Source organism: Comamonadaceae bacterium OTU4NAUVB1, from assembly GCA_024372625.1.
Classification (GTDB): Bacteria; Pseudomonadota; Gammaproteobacteria; order Burkholderiales; family Burkholderiaceae_C; genus Variovorax.
On sequence record CP099605.1, the window covers coordinates 201,680 to 216,285 of the forward strand.

General features: G+C 73.1%; 15 protein-coding genes. 12 read left to right on the forward strand and 3 right to left on the reverse strand.

The features are described 5' to 3' along the window. Positions 1-111 precede the first annotated feature (111 nt). From pyk to NF681_04395, 4 genes are all read left to right on the forward strand, one after another. On the forward strand, positions 112-1,560 hold the full coding sequence (gene pyk / locus NF681_04380; protein ID UST54454.1) for a pyruvate kinase: 1,449 nt from the start codon (positions 112-114) through the stop codon (positions 1,558-1,560). 52 nt (positions 1,561-1,612) lie between these two features. Next, positions 1,613-2,524, forward strand: coding sequence for an alpha/beta hydrolase (locus NF681_04385; GenBank protein ID UST54455.1), 912 nt, complete (start codon positions 1,613-1,615; stop codon positions 2,522-2,524). Between the two features lie 86 nt (positions 2,525-2,610). Next, the gene (locus NF681_04390; GenBank protein UST54456.1) at positions 2,611-3,498 is read left to right on the forward strand and encodes a fructose bisphosphate aldolase; all 888 of its coding nucleotides are present in this window, start codon (positions 2,611-2,613) and stop codon (positions 3,496-3,498) included. Between the two features lie 127 nt (positions 3,499-3,625). After that, positions 3,626-4,531, forward strand: a complete 906-nt coding sequence (locus NF681_04395) for a phosphoribosylaminoimidazolesuccinocarboxamide synthase (protein ID UST54457.1) — start codon at positions 3,626-3,628, stop codon at positions 4,529-4,531. Positions 4,532-4,553: 22 nt separating this feature from the next. Here the strand turns inward: NF681_04395 and NF681_04400 are convergent, their stop codons facing one another. Both NF681_04400 and NF681_04405 read right to left on the reverse strand, forming a co-directional pair. Continuing rightward, the gene (locus NF681_04400) at positions 4,554-5,042 is read right to left on the reverse strand and encodes an META domain-containing protein (GenBank protein UST54458.1); all 489 of its coding nucleotides are present in this window, start codon (positions 5,040-5,042) and stop codon (positions 4,554-4,556) included. Positions 5,043-5,116: 74 nt separating this feature from the next. Continuing rightward, positions 5,117-6,037: a tetratricopeptide repeat protein gene (locus NF681_04405; GenBank protein UST54459.1), complete on the reverse strand. Its 921-nt coding sequence runs from the start codon at positions 6,035-6,037 to the stop codon at positions 5,117-5,119. Between the two features lie 36 nt (positions 6,038-6,073). Here NF681_04405 and purE point away from each other — a divergent pair, with 36 nt between their 5' ends. The 3 genes from purE (at position 6,074) to NF681_04420 (ending at position 8,929) form a co-directional block, all read left to right on the forward strand. Beyond that, positions 6,074-6,655, forward strand: a complete 582-nt coding sequence (purE, locus tag NF681_04410) for a 5-(carboxyamino)imidazole ribonucleotide mutase (protein ID UST54460.1) — start codon at positions 6,074-6,076, stop codon at positions 6,653-6,655. Between the two features lie 71 nt (positions 6,656-6,726). Beyond that, positions 6,727-7,860 (forward strand): 5-(carboxyamino)imidazole ribonucleotide synthase, encoded by a 1,134-nt coding sequence (locus NF681_04415; GenBank protein ID UST55861.1) that lies wholly within the window; start codon positions 6,727-6,729, stop codon positions 7,858-7,860. 76 nt (positions 7,861-7,936) lie between these two features. After that, entirely contained in the window at positions 7,937-8,929 is a 993-nt protein-coding gene (locus NF681_04420; protein UST55862.1) for an L-threonylcarbamoyladenylate synthase, read from the forward strand. A 52-nt stretch (positions 8,930-8,981) separates the two neighbouring features. Here the strand turns inward: NF681_04420 and dacB are convergent, their stop codons facing one another. After that, complete coding sequence (gene dacB, locus NF681_04425; GenBank protein ID UST55863.1) at positions 8,982-10,352, reverse strand: D-alanyl-D-alanine carboxypeptidase/D-alanyl-D-alanine-endopeptidase; 1,371 nt, start codon at positions 10,350-10,352, stop codon at positions 8,982-8,984. A 147-nt stretch (positions 10,353-10,499) separates the two neighbouring features. On the opposite strand from dacB, the gene NF681_04430 reads away from it, so the two are divergent. Genes NF681_04430 through pyrF form a run of 5 tightly spaced genes read left to right on the forward strand, consistent with a single transcriptional unit; the run spans position 10,500 to position 14,601 of the window. Next, positions 10,500-11,549, forward strand: coding sequence for a DMT family transporter (locus NF681_04430; protein ID UST54461.1), 1,050 nt, complete (start codon positions 10,500-10,502; stop codon positions 11,547-11,549). Beyond that, positions 11,542-12,255, forward strand: coding sequence for a tRNA (adenosine(37)-N6)-threonylcarbamoyltransferase complex dimerization subunit type 1 TsaB (tsaB, locus tag NF681_04435; GenBank protein UST54462.1), 714 nt, complete (start codon positions 11,542-11,544; stop codon positions 12,253-12,255). The genes NF681_04430 and tsaB overlap by 8 nt, the downstream gene beginning before the upstream one ends. Further along, the gene (rimI, locus tag NF681_04440) at positions 12,252-12,779 is read left to right on the forward strand and encodes a ribosomal protein S18-alanine N-acetyltransferase (GenBank protein UST54463.1); all 528 of its coding nucleotides are present in this window, start codon (positions 12,252-12,254) and stop codon (positions 12,777-12,779) included. Before tsaB ends, rimI begins: the two co-directional genes overlap by 4 nt. After that, complete coding sequence (locus tag NF681_04445) at positions 12,776-13,729, forward strand: uracil-DNA glycosylase (GenBank protein ID UST54464.1); 954 nt, start codon at positions 12,776-12,778, stop codon at positions 13,727-13,729. The genes rimI and NF681_04445 overlap by 4 nt, the downstream gene beginning before the upstream one ends. Positions 13,730-13,776: 47 nt before the next feature. Beyond that, positions 13,777-14,601, forward strand: a complete 825-nt coding sequence (pyrF, locus tag NF681_04450; protein ID UST54465.1) for an orotidine-5'-phosphate decarboxylase — start codon at positions 13,777-13,779, stop codon at positions 14,599-14,601. Positions 14,602-14,606 lie beyond the last annotated feature (5 nt).

A 14,606-nucleotide genomic window follows, 5' to 3' on the forward strand; every position in this document is an offset into this window, starting at 1 on the left:
ACAGGGGGAGGGCGAAGGGTGCCGACCGCTTCCCGGACGATCTTGCATGCCGTTCGATGTCACGACCTCATGTGAGAATTGTGCCAAAAGCCACACACCGGAGACCCATCCATGGACATCGTCCGCCTTCCCCGCCACGCCACCAAGATCGTCGCGACCCTCGGTCCCGCCTCCAACACGCCGGAGTTGCTGGAGCAGATGATCCACAGCAAGGTCAGCGTGGTGCGACTGAACTTCAGCCATGGCACGGCCCAGGACCACATCGCCCGCGCGGCGATGGTGCGCGAGGCGGCGCGCAAGGTGGGTCGCGAGGTGGCGATCATGGCCGACCTGCAGGGCCCGAAGATCCGCGTGGGCAAGTTCGCCGAGGGGCGCATCTGGCTCGAACCGGGCGCCAGCTTCACGCTCGACGCGGCGCGCACGGTGCCGGGCGACATCGCCGCGGTCGGCCTCGACTACAAGGACCTGCCGCGCGACGTCAAGGCCGGCGACCGGCTGCTGCTCAACGACGGCCTGATCGTGCTGCGCGTGGACGCGGTCAAGGGCGAGACGGTGGTCACCACCGTCGTCCTCGGCGGCGAGCTGTCCAACAACAAGGGCATCAACAAGCAGGGCGGCGGCCTGACCGCGCCCGCGCTGACGGCCAAGGACATGGAGGACATCAAGACCGCGATGAGCTTCCAGGCCGACTACGTGGCCGTGAGCTTTCCCAAGAACGCCACCGACATGGAGATGGCGCGCCAGCTGTGCAACGTGGCGGCCGCCGAGTACGGCCACCGGCCCGGCATGATCGCCAAGATCGAGCGCGCCGAGGCGATCCCCAAGCTCGAGGAGATCCTGCGCGCGAGCGACGGGATCATGGTCGCGCGCGGCGACCTGGCCGTGGAGGTGGGCAACGCGGCGGTGCCGGCGCTGCAGAAGAAGATGATCCGCATGGCGCGCGAGATGGACAAGGTGGCCATCACCGCCACGCAGATGATGGAGTCGATGATCACCAATCCCGTGCCCACGCGCGCCGAGGTGAGCGACGTGGCCAACGCGGTGCTCGACGGCACCGACGCCGTCATGCTGAGCGCCGAGACGGCCTCGGGCCGCTATCCCCTGGAGACGGTGCAGGAGATGAGCCGCATCTGCGAGGCCGCCGAGCAGGCCGAGGACACCGCGCGCGACACCGATTTCAGCGGCCACACCTATGCCCGCATCGACCAGGCCATCGCCATGGGGGCGCTTTTCACCGCGCACCACCTCGGCGCCAAGGCGATCGTCGCGCTGACCGAATCGGGCTCCACGCCGCTGTGGATGAGCCGGCATGCGGCCCACATCCCGGTCTATGCGCTGACCTCGCGGCTGGCCACGCAGCGCAGGATGGCGCTCTACCGCAACGTGCGTCCGCTGCTGATGGATTCGCACACCGATCGCGACACGGCGCTCGACCACGCCGAGGCCCACCTCAAGAAGCGCGGCATCGTGCAGAGCGGCGACGTCTACGCCATCACCTGCGGCGAGCCCATGGGCGCGCCCGGCGGCACCAACATGCTCAAGATCTGCCGGGCGACCTGAGCGGCGCGCGGGGCGCGCGAAACCGAAACGCCCGCGCGCGCGTACCTCCCGCATGACCGCAGTCCCCCCGTTCCCGCGCCGCCGCCTGCTGGCGTCCGCCCTCGCCCTGTGCGCCACCGCGGCGCTCTCCGCCTGTTCGCCGGCCCGGCTCGTCAACGGGCTGGTGCCCTCGGACACCTATCGGTTCGAAGGCGGGATCGCCTACGGCGCGGCGCCGCGCCAGCAGCTCGACGTCTACCGCCCGCTGGCCGATGCCGCCGGCCCGACGGACGGCCGCAAGCCGCCGCTGGTGGTCTTCCTGTACGGCGGCACCTGGACCCACGGCGATCGCGCCGGCTTCCGCTTCGTCGGCGAGGCGCTGGCCGCGCGGGGCGCGGTGGTCGTCATCCCGGACTACGGCCTGTCGCCGGCGTTCCGGTATCCGGCCTTCGTGCGCGACAGCGCGCTGGCCGTGAAATGGGCGCTCGACCACGCCGTGCGGCTCGGCGCCGATCCCCGGCGCGTCCACGTCATGGGCCACAGCTCGGGGGCCTACAACGCCGCCATGGTCGCGCTCGACGGCCGCTGGCTGGCCGAGGCGGGCGCACGGCCGGATCAGCTCGCCGGCTGGATCGGCATGGCCGGTCCCTATGATTTCCTGCCGATCGACGATCCCGAGGCCCGCGTGGCCTTCGACTGGCCCGCGACCCCGCCCGATTCCCAGCCCTACGCGCATGCCGGCGCCGGCGCGCCACGCACCCTCCTGATGGCCGCGCGCGACGACCGCAGCGTCGATCCCGTGCGCAACACCGCGCGGCTGGCGACCAAGCTGCGCGCGGCCGGCGTCGAGGTGCGCACCGAATCGTTCGACGACCTGGGCCACGTCACGCTCATCGGTGCCATCGCCCGCCCGCTGGCCTGGATCGGCGGGCCGGTGCTGCCCCCGATCCTGGATTTCATCGGACTCGCGCAGGCCGGGCGGTAGGCGCCCTGGCGTCGATACAATCTTGCGCAATCTTTCTCCTCACGCCATCAACGGCCGTCAACGGCCACGAACAAGAGAGCAACGCAGTGAATCAGGAACAACTCACCCAAGTCACCACCGGCAAGGGCTTCATCGCCGCACTGGACCAGAGCGGGGGCAGCACGCCCAAGGCGCTCAAGCTCTACGGCATCGAGGAAAGCGCCTACCAGGGCGATGCCGAGATGTTCGACATGGTCCACGCCATGCGCAGCCGCATCATCACCAGCCCGGCCTTCGACGGCCGCCGCGTGATCGGCGCCATCCTGTTCGAGGCCACCATGGACCGCCAGATCGACGGCATCGACGCCGCGACCTACCTGTGGGAGCGCAAGCAGGTCGTGCCTTTCCTGAAGGTCGACAAGGGCCTGGCCGACGAGGCCGACGGCGTGCAGCTCATGAAGGCGATGCCCGAACTCGACGTGCTGCTCCAGCGCGCCGTCGCCAAGGGCATCTTCGGCACCAAGATGCGCTCGGTGGTCAACCGCGCCGACGAGAAGGGCATCGCCGCCGTGCTCGACCAGCAGTTCGCCGTCGGCCGCCAGATCCTGGCCGCCGGCCTGATGCCGATCCTCGAACCCGAGGTCTCCATCGGCGCGGCCGACAAGGCCGAAGCCGAGGCGATCCTCAAGAAGGCCTTCCTCAAGCGCCTCGACGCACTGCCGGCCGACACCAAGGTCATGCTCAAGCTCACGCTGCCGACCGTGGACGGCTTCTTCCAGGAACTGGTCGACCATCCGAACGTGGTGCGCGTGGTGGCCCTGTCGGGCGGCTACGCCCGCGACGGCGCCAACGAGCGCCTGGCGCGCAACCCGGGCGTCATCGCCAGCTTCAGCCGCGCGCTGACCGAGGGCCTGAGCGCCCAGCAGTCCGACGACGGCTTCAACGCCGCCCTGGACAAGGCCGTCGAGTCGATCTACCAGGCTTCGATCACCTGATCGACGAAAAACGTCGCCGGGGCCGCGTGCCCCGCCGCACCAGCCACCGCTCGCGGTGGCTTTTTTCTGCGCGCACAATTCGCTTCTCCGCGCTGATTTCCTTCGTTTTCCACCCACGCCGACCGCCATGACCACCGTCCACACCTCCTCGATCCAAAGTCTGCCCCTGCTCGCGCGTGGCAAGGTGCGCGACAACTACGCGGTGGGCGACGACCGCATCCTGATGGTCGCGAGCGACCGCCTCTCGGCCTTCGACGTGATCATGGGCGAGCCCATTCCGGGCAAGGGCGTGATCCTCACGCAGATGGCCCTGTGGTGGTTCGAGCGCCTGGGCCATCTGTGTCCCAACCACCTCACCGGCGAGGCGCCCGAGAGCGTGGTGACCGACGCCGAGGTGCCGCAGGTGACCGGGCGATCGATGCTGGTGCGCCGTCTCAAGCCGATCCCGGTGGAGGCCGTGGTGCGCGGCTACCTGGCCGGCAGCGGCTGGAAGGAGTACCAGGAGACGCGCTCGGTGTGCGGCGTGCCGCTGCCCGAGGGGCTGACCAACGCCAGCAAGCTGCCCCGTCCGATCTTCACGCCCGCGGCCAAGGCCGCCGCCGGCGAGCACGACGAGAACATCACCTACGACCGCGTCGTCGAGCTGATCGGCCCGGCCCTGGCGCAGCAGATCCGCGAGATCAGCATCGCGATCTACGAGACGGCCGCGCAGATCGCGCTGGCCAAGGGAATGATCATCGCCGACACCAAGTTCGAGTTCGGCCTGGACGACGCCGGCGCACTGGTGCTGATGGACGAGGTGCTCACGCCCGACAGCTCGCGCTACTGGCCGGTCGAGGGCTACGACGACGCGCTCGCCACGGGCGCCAACCCGCCGAGCTACGACAAGCAGTTCGTGCGCGACTGGCTCGAGGCCACCCGCATCAACGGCAAGCCCTGGGACAAGACTCCCCCGGCGCCGCGCCTGCCGGCCGAGGTGATCGAGAAGACGGCGGCCAAGTACCGCGAGGCCCTGGAGCGGCTGACCGGCTGATGCGCGGCCGCCGTCGGGCGACTCAGCGGTTCTCCAGCACCGCCAGCGTGCGTCCGCTGGCGTCGAGCAGCGTGAGCTGGTTGCCTCCGAGCAGGCTGTAGGCGGTGGTGGCCTGCAGGGCGTCGACGAAGGCGCTCTCCAGCTGGCCGCGCTCCGCGTCCACGCAGGCCATGCGCGTGGCCGCCAGCGGACCGATCCTGAGGCTGCCGCCTTCGCGCAGGTAGCCCCCGGAGATGCGGTTGCAGCCGCCCGAGCCGCTCACGCGCGTGCCGTCGAAGCGCACCTGCGCATCGCGCTGCGGGTCGCCACCGGCCGCGACGGGCTGCGGGCCCAGGCGAACGAGGCGCCAGACCCGCGACTCGATCGGCTCGTCCAGGCTGATGCCCGAGCCGCAGGCCGACAGCGCCGTCGCGCCCGCCATGGCCAGCAGCACGGCCAGGGCGCCGCGCCGGCCGGCGGGGGAGGGCGACGGGGTCGCGGAGACGGCGTGACGATCGACGGGGAGGCGCATGGCAGGGTTCCTTTGTGACGGTCATTGTGGGCCGGCGAACCGCGCCCCGGCGATCGGGTCGAACCCGTCCGGGCTCAGCTCAGCACGACGCTGCTGAGCCGGCGGCGATAGGTCGCCACGGTCGGGTCGTCCGGCGGGATCTGGCCGTCGGCGACCTTCGGACGGGGCGGCTCGATGACATCGAGGATGGCGATGTAGGTCTTGCGCGCCAGATCGTCGCTCCAGGTCTTGTCGCGCATCAGGATCTCCAGCAGCTCGTCCATGGCGTCGGTCCAGCGCTGCGCGGCCGCGAGCAGCCGGGCGCGAGCGAAGCGGGCATCGAAATCGCGCTTGGCCGTGGCGATCCTGGCGTCGAAGGCCGACAGCGAGGGGGCCTCCCCGGCGACGGGCCGCGCGAAGTCGATGGCGTCCATCCAGCGCGCGAGCGAGTCCAGGCGCCTCACCTGAGCGGTCTTGACGATCACCGGCGCGAAGGCGACCTTGGCGTCGTCGATGCGGCCCTGCTGGAGCAGCAGCTTCACGTAGTCGAAGCGGGCGTCGTCGTTGGCCGGATCGGTGGCCACGGCGTGCTGGAGCTTTTCCAGCGCGCCCTCGGTGTCGCCGGCGGCCAGGGCGTCCAGCGCCGCCTCTTCCTCGGCGGCGGCCTCGACTTCCTCGGCCGCCGGCACGTGCTTGTCGAGGAACTCGCGGATCTTGTCGGCGGGGATCGCGCCGACGAAGCCGTCGACCGGCTGGCCGCCGACGAACATCACGCAGAACGGGATGCTGCGCACGCCGAACATCTGCGAGAGCTGCGACGAGATCTGCGGCACCTTGTCGGCGTCGAGCTTGGCGAGCGTGAAGCGCCCGGCGTATTCGGTCTCGAGCTTTTCGAGCACCGGGCCGAGCTGCTTGCACGGGCCGCACCATTCGGCCCAGATGTCGAGCAGCACGGGCGTCTGGGCCGAACCTTCGATGAGGTCGGTCTGAAAGTTTTCGAGGGTGATATCGATCATCGGGAGCAGGTGGGCACGAAACGTAAAATTGCGACCATGAACCAAACAATCCGGGTCGGTGTGGTGATGGGCTCGAACTCCGACTGGGAGACGATGCGCCACGCGGTCGAGATTCTTACGCAATTCGACATCGCCCACGAAGCCCGCGTGGTGTCGGCCCACCGCATGCCCGACGAACTCTTCGCCTACGCCGAGGGTGCCGCCGGGCGCGGCCTCGCCGCGATCATCGCCGGCGCCGGCGGCGCCGCCCACCTGCCGGGCATGCTGGCGTCGAAGACGACCGTGCCGGTGCTCGGCGTGCCCGTCGCGAGCCGCCACCTGCAGGGCGTCGACTCCCTCTACAGCATCGTCCAGATGCCCAAGGGCGTGCCGGTGGCGACCTTCGCCATCGGCACCGCCGGCGCCGCCAACGCGGCGCTGTTCGCCGTGGCGATGCTCGCCGCGGCCGGCGACACCGCACTGCGCGAGCGGCTCGACGCGTTCCGCGCGCGCCAGACCGCCGCCGCCCGCGCCATGACCCTGCCGCCGCCGGAGGCCGCGTCCGAAGGCGCTGCGACGGCCCACGCATCGATGGCCCCGGTCTCGCCGTTCTCGCCCCAGGGCGGAGGCGCGCTGTGACCGCGCCCGCCACCCCCTGCCTGGCGCCCGGCGCCACGCTCGGCGTGCTCGGCGGCGGCCAGCTCGGACGCATGTTCGTCCACGCGGCCCAGCGCATGGGCTACGCCACGGCGGTGCTCGATCCCGACGGCGACAGCCCGGCCGGCCGCATCAGCCACCACCACGTCCACGCCGACTACACCGACATCGCCGGTCTGGCGCGCCTGGCCGGCCTGGCCGAGGCCATCACGACCGAGTTCGAGAACGTGCCCGCGCCCTCGCTGGAGCACCTGGCGGTGGCCCGGCCGGTGGCGCCCGCCGCGGCCGCCGTCGCCATCGCGCAGGACCGCATCCGCGAGAAGGCGCATTTCGTGCGCTGCGGCGTCGCCTGCGCGCCCTACGCGGTGATCGAGAACGCCGTGCAGCTCGCCGCCGTGCCCGACCACCTGCTGCCCGGCGTCCTCAAGACCGCGCGGCTGGGCTACGACGGCAAGGGCCAGCAGCGCGTGACCACGCGCGACGAGCTCGCCGCCGCCTGGAACACCACCAACGGCCTGCCGTGCGTGCTGGAGCAGCTGCTGCCGCTCGAATTCGAGTGCTCGGTGATCGTCGCGCGCGGCCACGACGCGCAGATGGTGCACCTGCCGCCGCAGCGCAACTGGCACCGCGACGGCATCCTCGCCGTGACGGAGGTGCACGAGGCCAGCCTGCCGGCCGGCGTGGCGCTGCGCGCGGTCGAGGCCACGCGCGCCATCGCCGAGGGCCTGGACTACGTGGGCGTGCTGTGCGTCGAGTTCTTCGTGCTCGCCGACGGCAGCCTGATCGTCAACGAGATGGCCCCGCGACCGCACAACAGCGGCCACTGGTCGATGGACGCGTGCGACGTCTCGCAGTTCGAGCTGCAGGTGCGCACGCTCGCCGGCCTGCCGCTGTGCGCGCCGCGCCAGCACGGTCCCGCCGTGATGCTCAACCTGCTGGGCGACCTGTGGTTTCCCGGCCCGGCGGCCGGCGCGGACCGCGGCGACCGAGAGGTCGCGCAGGAACCCCCGTGGGCCGATGTCCTCGCGCTGCCCGGGACGCACCTGCACCTCTACGGCAAGGCGGAGGCCCGGCGCGGCCGCAAGATGGGTCACCTGAACATCACCGGTGCCGACATCGAGACCGTGCGCAAGACCGCCGACTACGCCGCGGCGCTGCTCGGTCTGGCGATTCCGCTGTCGGAGTGAACCGCATGCCGAGCCATCCGAGCGCCGCGCCCGAGGACGTCTCGTGATCCGCGACGCCCGGCCCTCCACGGTCGGCGTGGCGGTGGCCGAGGCGACCCTCGCCGAGGCCGCGGGCCGGCTGCGCGCGGGCGCGCTGGTGGCCTTTCCGACCGAGACCGTCTACGGCCTGGGCGCCGATGCGGCCAGCGACGAGGCCGTCGCCGGCATCTTCCGCGCCAAGGGCCGGCCGAGCGACCACCCGCTGATCGTCCACATCGCCGCCGGATCGCATGGCGCGCAGTCGCTGTCGCGCTTCGCGCAGCCGCTGCCGGCGTTCGCGCAGCGTCTGGCGCAGGCTTTCTGGCCCGGGCCGCTGACCCTGATCGTCACGCGCCAGCCCGGTGTCGCCACCGCCGCGGCCGGCGGACAGGACACGGTCGGCCTGCGCTGCCCGGCGCATCCGGTGGCGCAGGCGCTGCTGGCGGCCTGCGCCGCGCAGGGCGTCGCCGGCCTGGCCGGGCCGAGCGCCAACCGCTTCGGCCGCGTCAGCCCGACGACCGCGCAGCACGTGCACGCCGAGTTCGGCGACGACCTGCTGGTGATCGACGGCGGGCCGTGCGACGTCGGCATCGAGTCGACCATCGTCGACTGCAGCCGGGGTGCCCCGGTGCTGCTGCGCCCGGGCGCCATCACGCGTGACCAGATCGAGGCCGCCTGTGGCGAGCCGCTGCGCGACCGGCGCGACCTGGCCGCGCCCGATCCGCGCGCCTCCGGCACGCTGGCCGCGCATTACGCGCCCGATGCGCGGGTGCGCCTGATGGACGCGCGCGCGTTGCAGGCGGCGCTCGACGTGCTGGGTGCGCAGGCCGCGCACCTCGCGGTGTGGGCGCGCACCGAACTGCGCACCGCGTCGTCGGGCGTGCTGCGCCGGCGCATGCCCGGCGACGCCGGCGACGCGGCGCGCGAGCTGTTCGCCGTGCTGCGCGATTTCGACGCCCGGGGCGTGCGCCTGATCTGGGTCGAGACGCCGCCCGACACGCCCGAATGGGAAGGGGTGCGCGACCGCCTCCAGCGGGCGGCGGCCGCCTGAGCGGACGCCCGGGCCGGTGCGCCGGCGGGGGCCGGCCCGACGGTGGCGCGCGTCAATCCTGCGTGGCCCAGTCCACCAGGGCGTCGAAGGCCGGCCGCGCCGCCGCGGCGTTGTCGTGGTTGGCGATGGCCACCACCACGTAGCGTCGTCCGCTCGCGCCGTCGACGAATCCGGCCACGCCGGCCGCGTCGCGCAGCGTGCCGGTCTTCAGGTGCGCCGAGCCGCCGGAGCGCAGCGCGCGGCGCCGCAGCGTGCCGTCCACGCCGGCGGACGGCAGCGACGCCATCAGCTCGGCCATCACCGGCGAGCGCCACGCGACCTGGAGCATCCGCGCCAGCGCCGCGGCGCTGATGCGTTCCTCCCGCGAGAGTCCGGAGCCGTTGTCGAACACCGGCGTCTCCTCCCCGCCGATGCGCTCGCCCCACCACCGGCGCACGACGGCGCGCGACGCCTCCAGCGTGCCGCTGCGCCGCTGCTGGAGCCCCAGCGTCAGGAAGAGCTGCTGCGCCATCACGTTGTTGCTGTACTTGTTGATGTCGCGGATGACCTCGGACAGCGGCGGCGAGGCGACCTCGAACACCGGCTTCGAGCCGGCGGGCACGCGGGCCTCGCGCACCCGGCCGCGCACCTGTCCGCCCATCTGCGCCCAGGTCCCGGCGATGGCCCGGGCGGCGAAGCCGCGCGGATCGGCGTAGGCCACGCCCCAGGTCCGCTCGCCGCAGTCGGCGACATAGCCCCCGGCGAAGCGCAGGCGCGACGGGTCGGCGAAGTCGGGCGCCAGCACGGTCTGCCAGTCGCCGCATTCGCCGGCCGCGAGCGGCACCGTGGCCTGCATCGCCACGCCGGCGAGCGTCGGCTCCCAGCTCACGCGCGCGACCTCGGCGCCCCGGTCGGGCACGAAGGTCGCGACCACCGACTTGTAGTTGACCAGCAGCGCATCGGGCCCGGCGTTGTACGGGCGCAGGCCTTCGCCGTCGAAGGCGGCGGGGTCGGCCTCGGGCGTGTCGAAGGCTTGGCGGTCGAGCACGATGTCGCCCGCGATGGTCTGGATCCCCAGGCCCTGCACGCGGCGCAGCAGCAGCCACAGCCGCTCGGCGACGAGCTTGGGATCGCCCCGGCCCTGCAGGTAGAGGTTGCCCTGGAGCACGCCGTCGCGCACCGGCCCGTCGACGTGGACCGACGTGGTCCAGGCGAAGGCGGGGCCCAGCAGGTCGAGCGCGGCATAGGTGGTGACCACCTTCATGATGGAGGCCGGATTCATCGGCGCCTGCGTGCGCCAGGCCAGGCGCGGCGCTCGCGCGCCGTCGGCATCGGCGACCAGGAAGGTGACGGCCTCGCGCGGCACCTTCGCGCGCGCCAGCGCGGCCTCGACGCCGGGCGGCAGGGCCTGCGCCGCGGCGGTGCCGGCGAGTCCGCCCAGCATGGCGCCGGCGAGGAGGGCGCCGGCCACGGCGCTCCCCAGGCGACGGCCGGCGCGGGTGGCGGCCGGAAGGGGGGAGGCGACGACGACGGGCATCGGCGGATTATCCCGGCCGCGGCCGGCGTCCGTGGGCGCCTCGATAATCGGTGGATGACCCGCGTCGCCCGTCCACCCTCCCGATTCACCGCGCGCCAGCTGGGCATCGCGGCGGCGATCGTCACGGTGGTGGTCTGGACGGCTTTCATCCTCGTGGCACGCGCCTCGGCCGCGCGCTCGCTCGGATCGCTCGACATCGCCTTCCTGCGCATCTGCGGGGCGGGTCTGGTGCTGGTGCCCTGGGGCGCCTGGCAGGTGGCGCGGATGCGGCGTGACGCGGCACCCCGGCGCCCGGACGCCCCGCGCCCGGACGCCGTCTTCGGCCTGTCGCCGCTCGGAGCGAGACTGACGGTCGTGGGCGGCCTGCTCGGCGGCCTGCTCTATGCGCTGCTCGCCTACAGCGGTTTCTTCTACGCCCCGGCCGCGCACGCGTCGGTGCTGCTGCCGGGCAGCCTGCCGCTGTGGACCTCGCTGCTGGCGGTCGCCGTGCTCGGCGAGCGCATGACGGCCACGCGCGCGCTGGGTCTGGCGCTGATCGTCGCGGGCGACCTGCTGGTGGGCGGACGCAGCCTGCTGCAGGCCTTCGAGGGCGGCCAGGTCTGGAAGGGCGACCTGTTCTTCATGGCGGCGGCGTTCTGCTGGGCCTGCTACAGCGTCTTCGCGCGGCGCCATGCGCTCGACGCGGTGCGCGCCACCACCGCCATCACGGTGTTCGCGTTCGTGGTCTACCTGCCCGCCTACGCCCTGCTGGTGGGGACCGGCGCCCTGGCCAGCCGGCTCGACGCCGCCCCATTGAGCGAGATCGTCTTCCACATGCTGTTCCAGGGCGTCGGGTCGGTGGTCGTCTCGGGCATCGCCTTCACGCAGATGATCGGGTACTTCGGCCCGGTGCGCTCCACCATGATCACCGCGCTGGTGCCGGGCCTCTCGGCCATCGGCGCGGTGCCGCTGCTCGGCGAGCCGCTGTACTGGAACCTGATCGCGGGCCTGCTGCTGGTGACGGCGGGCATCCTGTTCGGCGTGCGCAGGACCGCCCCGCGCGCCACCGCCGACACCATCGCCGATACCCCTCCCCTCCCAACCACCGGGCGCTGCCATGGCTGACAGGTTCCTCGCCTTCGACACCAGCACCGATCGCCTGTCGATCGCCGTGCGCCACGGCGCGCGCACCGTCGCGCACGAGGGCCCGGGTGGCGCGCAGTCGTCGACCACGCTGATCCCGCGCATCCGCGAGCTGCTGGCCGAGGCCGGTCTGGCGCTCGGCGAGCTCGACGCCATCGCCTTCGGTCGCGGCCCGGGCTCGTTCACCGGCCTGCGCACGGCCTGCGCGGTGGCGCAGGGCCTGGGCTTCGGCGCGGGCGTGCCGCTGCTGCCGGTCGACACGCTGCATGCGGTGGCCGAGGAGGCGCGCCATCGCTTCGGCGTGTCGCGCGTGGTGGCGGTGCTCGACGCGCGCATGGACCAGGTGTATGCGGCCCGGGTCGCGTTCGACGGCGACGCGGCGACGGTGGGCGACACCGAGGTGCTGGCGCCCGAGGCGGTGGTCGTGCCCGAAGGCTGGGTGCTCGCGGGCAACGCCTTCGCCGCCCATGGCGATCGCCTCTGCGCCGCCGTCCGCCACGAGGCCCTGCCGAGCGCCGCGGCGCTGCTGCGTCTCGCGCCGGGGCTGCTCGCGGCCGGCCGGGCCGTCGCCCCCGCCGACGCTTGGCCGCTGTACGTCCGCGACAAGGTCGCCCAGACCACCGAGGAGCGCCTGGCGGCCAAGGCCGCCACGGCGCTCGCGGCCCTTTCCGGGAGCGCGAGCCCATGAGCGCCGTCCTGCAGGCCCCGGAGGCCCGCCTCGAGCCGATGACGATCGGCCACCTCGACGCCGTCTGCGCCATCGAGCAGACCGCCTACAGCCACCCCTGGAGCCGGGCGAACTTCATCGACTCGCTGGCCGTGGGCTACGAGTGCCGGCTGCTCGTCGGGCCGGCGCAGGCGCCGCGCGGCGCGGCGCCCGATGCCGTCATCGGCTATTTCGTGGCCATGAAGGGCGTCGACGAGGTGCACCTGCTCAACATCACGGTCGCGCCGGCCTTCCAGCGCCAGGGCTGGGCGCCGTTGATGCTCGACGCGCTGGCGGGCTGGTCGCGTGCGCAGGGCGCGCAATGGCTGTGGCTGGAGGTGCGTACCGGCAACGCGCGGGCGCTGCACGTGTATGAACGCCATGGCTTCCGGCGCGTGGGCGTGCGCCGGGGCTATTACCCGGCGCACGGCGGGCGCGAGGACGCCATCGTCATGAGCCTGCGCCTGGACGCGTCGTCCGGCACCTGGGGCGCGATGCCGTCATGAGCGAGACGTCCGGTCGACCGGTGACGGGCCTGCGCCTGGACGCGCGGCAACGCGCGATGCTCGACGAGATGGGCGTCAAGGTCTGGTGGCCGGCACAGCGCGTGCCGTGCCCCACCGACGCCACCGACACGGCGGGTCCGGGCGATGGCGTCTTCGATGCGGCCGGCGCGGCTGAAACGGCCGACACGGTCCGTGCCGGCGTGCATCCGCAAGGCGCTCCGCCGGCGGCTGCGCCCGTCCCGGCCGTCCGGGCGTCGCTCGGGACCGTGGCGGCGCCGGCCCCGGCGCCCGTCGCCGTGCCACGCGCGACACCGGCACCGGCACCGGCGGTCACGCGCGTGCCGGAAGCCGGCCCGGCGCCGTCCGCGCGCTCCGCTTCGACATCGACATCGCGCGGTGTTCCCGGCGTGGCCTTCGAGTCACCCCTGCGCCTGTACACGGTGCTCGACGAGGACGGCATCGCCGCGCCGCCCCAGGGGGGCTGGCTGGTGGTCGCGGACCTGCCGTCCGGGGCCGACGACGACCCGGCCGAGCCGTTCGCGGGCGAGGCCGGGCGCCTGCTGGACAACATGCTGCGCGCGCTGCGGCTGCACGACGGCCGCGTGCCGGTCCACCTGATGCGCACGCGCCGCGCGGCACCGTCCGGGCGCGAGGCCGCCGCGCCGTCGGCCGGCACGGACTTCGTGGCGCTGGCGGGGGCGCTGGCGCCGCGCATCGTCCTGGCCCTGGGGCCGCTGGCCGCGCAGAGCCTCCTGCAGAGCACCGAGCCGCTCGGCCGGCTGCGCGGCCGCGCCGAGCCGCTGCGCATCGCGCCGGGCGGTCCGCTCGATGGCGTGCCGGTCGTGGTGACCTACCCGCCGGCCTACCTGCTGCGCAATCCGGCCGACAAGGCCCGCGCCTGGGCCGACCTCTGCCTCGCGGCCGAGCGGTCCGAGACGCCGCCCGCCTGAAGCCGGCACAGCCGCCGGCGGCGCCGACCCCCATCCTAGAATTCCGCATGAACTTCATCGACAAGCTGCGCGCCGCAGAACAGAAGAACCGCTCGCTGCTGTGCGTCGGCCTCGACCCGGAACCCAACCGCTTCCCCGCCGCCCTGAAGGGCGACGCCGGCCGCATCTACGACTTCTGCGCCCGCATCGTCGACGCGACGGCCGACCTGGCGCTCGCCTTCAAGCCGCAGATCGCCTATTTCGCCGCGCACCGTGCCGAGGACCAGCTCGAACGGCTGCTCGACCACATCCGCCGCACCGCGCCCGACGTGCCGGTCATCCTCGACGCCAAGCGCGGCGACATCGGCTCGACCGCCGAGCAGTACGCCATCGAGGCCTTCGAGCGGTATGGCGCCGACGCGGTCACGCTGTCGCCGTTCATGGGCTTCGATTCCGTCGAACCCTACCTGCGCCACGCGGGCAAGGGCGCCTTCCTGCTGTGCCGCACCAGCAACCCCGGTGGCGACGACCTGCAGGGCCAGCGCCTGGCCAGCGTGGCCGGCGAGCCGCTGCTCTACGAGCACGTGGCCGGTCTGGTGCAGGGTCCGTGGAACGTCAACGGCCAGCTCGGCCTGGTGGTGGGCGCGACCTATCCGGCCGAGATCGAACGCGTGCGCGCGCTGGCGCCGACCGTGCCGCTGCTGATCCCGGGCATCGGCGCGCAGGGTGGCGACATGGTGGCGACGGTGCGCGCCGGCTGGCGACCCGACGCGCCGATCGTGGTGAGCTCCTCGCGGGCCATCTGCTATGCGTCGTCGGGCGAGGATTTCGAGGCCGCCGCGCGCCGCGAGGCCGTCCGCACCCGCGACGCGCTGGAAGCGGCCAAGGCCTGAGCGGC

Coding starts and splice junctions, on each gene's coding strand:
- NF681_04405 (UST54459.1), bottom strand. CDS start 6,037: ATGATCGATATCACCCTCGAAAACTTTCAGACCGACCTCATCGAAGGT.
- NF681_04395 (UST54457.1), top strand. CDS start 3,626: ATGACCACCGTCCACACCTCCTCGATCCAAAGTCTGCCCCTGCTCGCG.
- purE (UST54460.1), top strand. CDS start 6,074: ATGAACCAAACAATCCGGGTCGGTGTGGTGATGGGCTCGAACTCCGAC.
- NF681_04385 (UST54455.1), top strand. CDS start 1,613: ATGACCGCAGTCCCCCCGTTCCCGCGCCGCCGCCTGCTGGCGTCCGCC.
- rimI (UST54463.1), top strand. CDS start 12,252: ATGAGCGCCGTCCTGCAGGCCCCGGAGGCCCGCCTCGAGCCGATGACG.
- dacB (UST55863.1), bottom strand. CDS start 10,352: ATGCTGGGCGGACTCGCCGGCACCGCCGCGGCGCAGGCCCTGCCGCCC.
- NF681_04415 (UST55861.1), top strand. CDS start 6,727: ATGTTCGTCCACGCGGCCCAGCGCATGGGCTACGCCACGGCGGTGCTC.
- NF681_04445 (UST54464.1), top strand. CDS start 12,776: ATGAGCGAGACGTCCGGTCGACCGGTGACGGGCCTGCGCCTGGACGCG.
- pyk (UST54454.1), top strand. CDS start 112: ATGGACATCGTCCGCCTTCCCCGCCACGCCACCAAGATCGTCGCGACC.
- NF681_04400 (UST54458.1), bottom strand. CDS start 5,042: ATGCGCCTCCCCGTCGATCGTCACGCCGTCTCCGCGACCCCGTCGCCC.
- pyrF (UST54465.1), top strand. CDS start 13,777: ATGAACTTCATCGACAAGCTGCGCGCCGCAGAACAGAAGAACCGCTCG.
- tsaB (UST54462.1), top strand. CDS start 11,542: ATGGCTGACAGGTTCCTCGCCTTCGACACCAGCACCGATCGCCTGTCG.
- NF681_04430 (UST54461.1), top strand. CDS start 10,500: ATGACCCGCGTCGCCCGTCCACCCTCCCGATTCACCGCGCGCCAGCTG.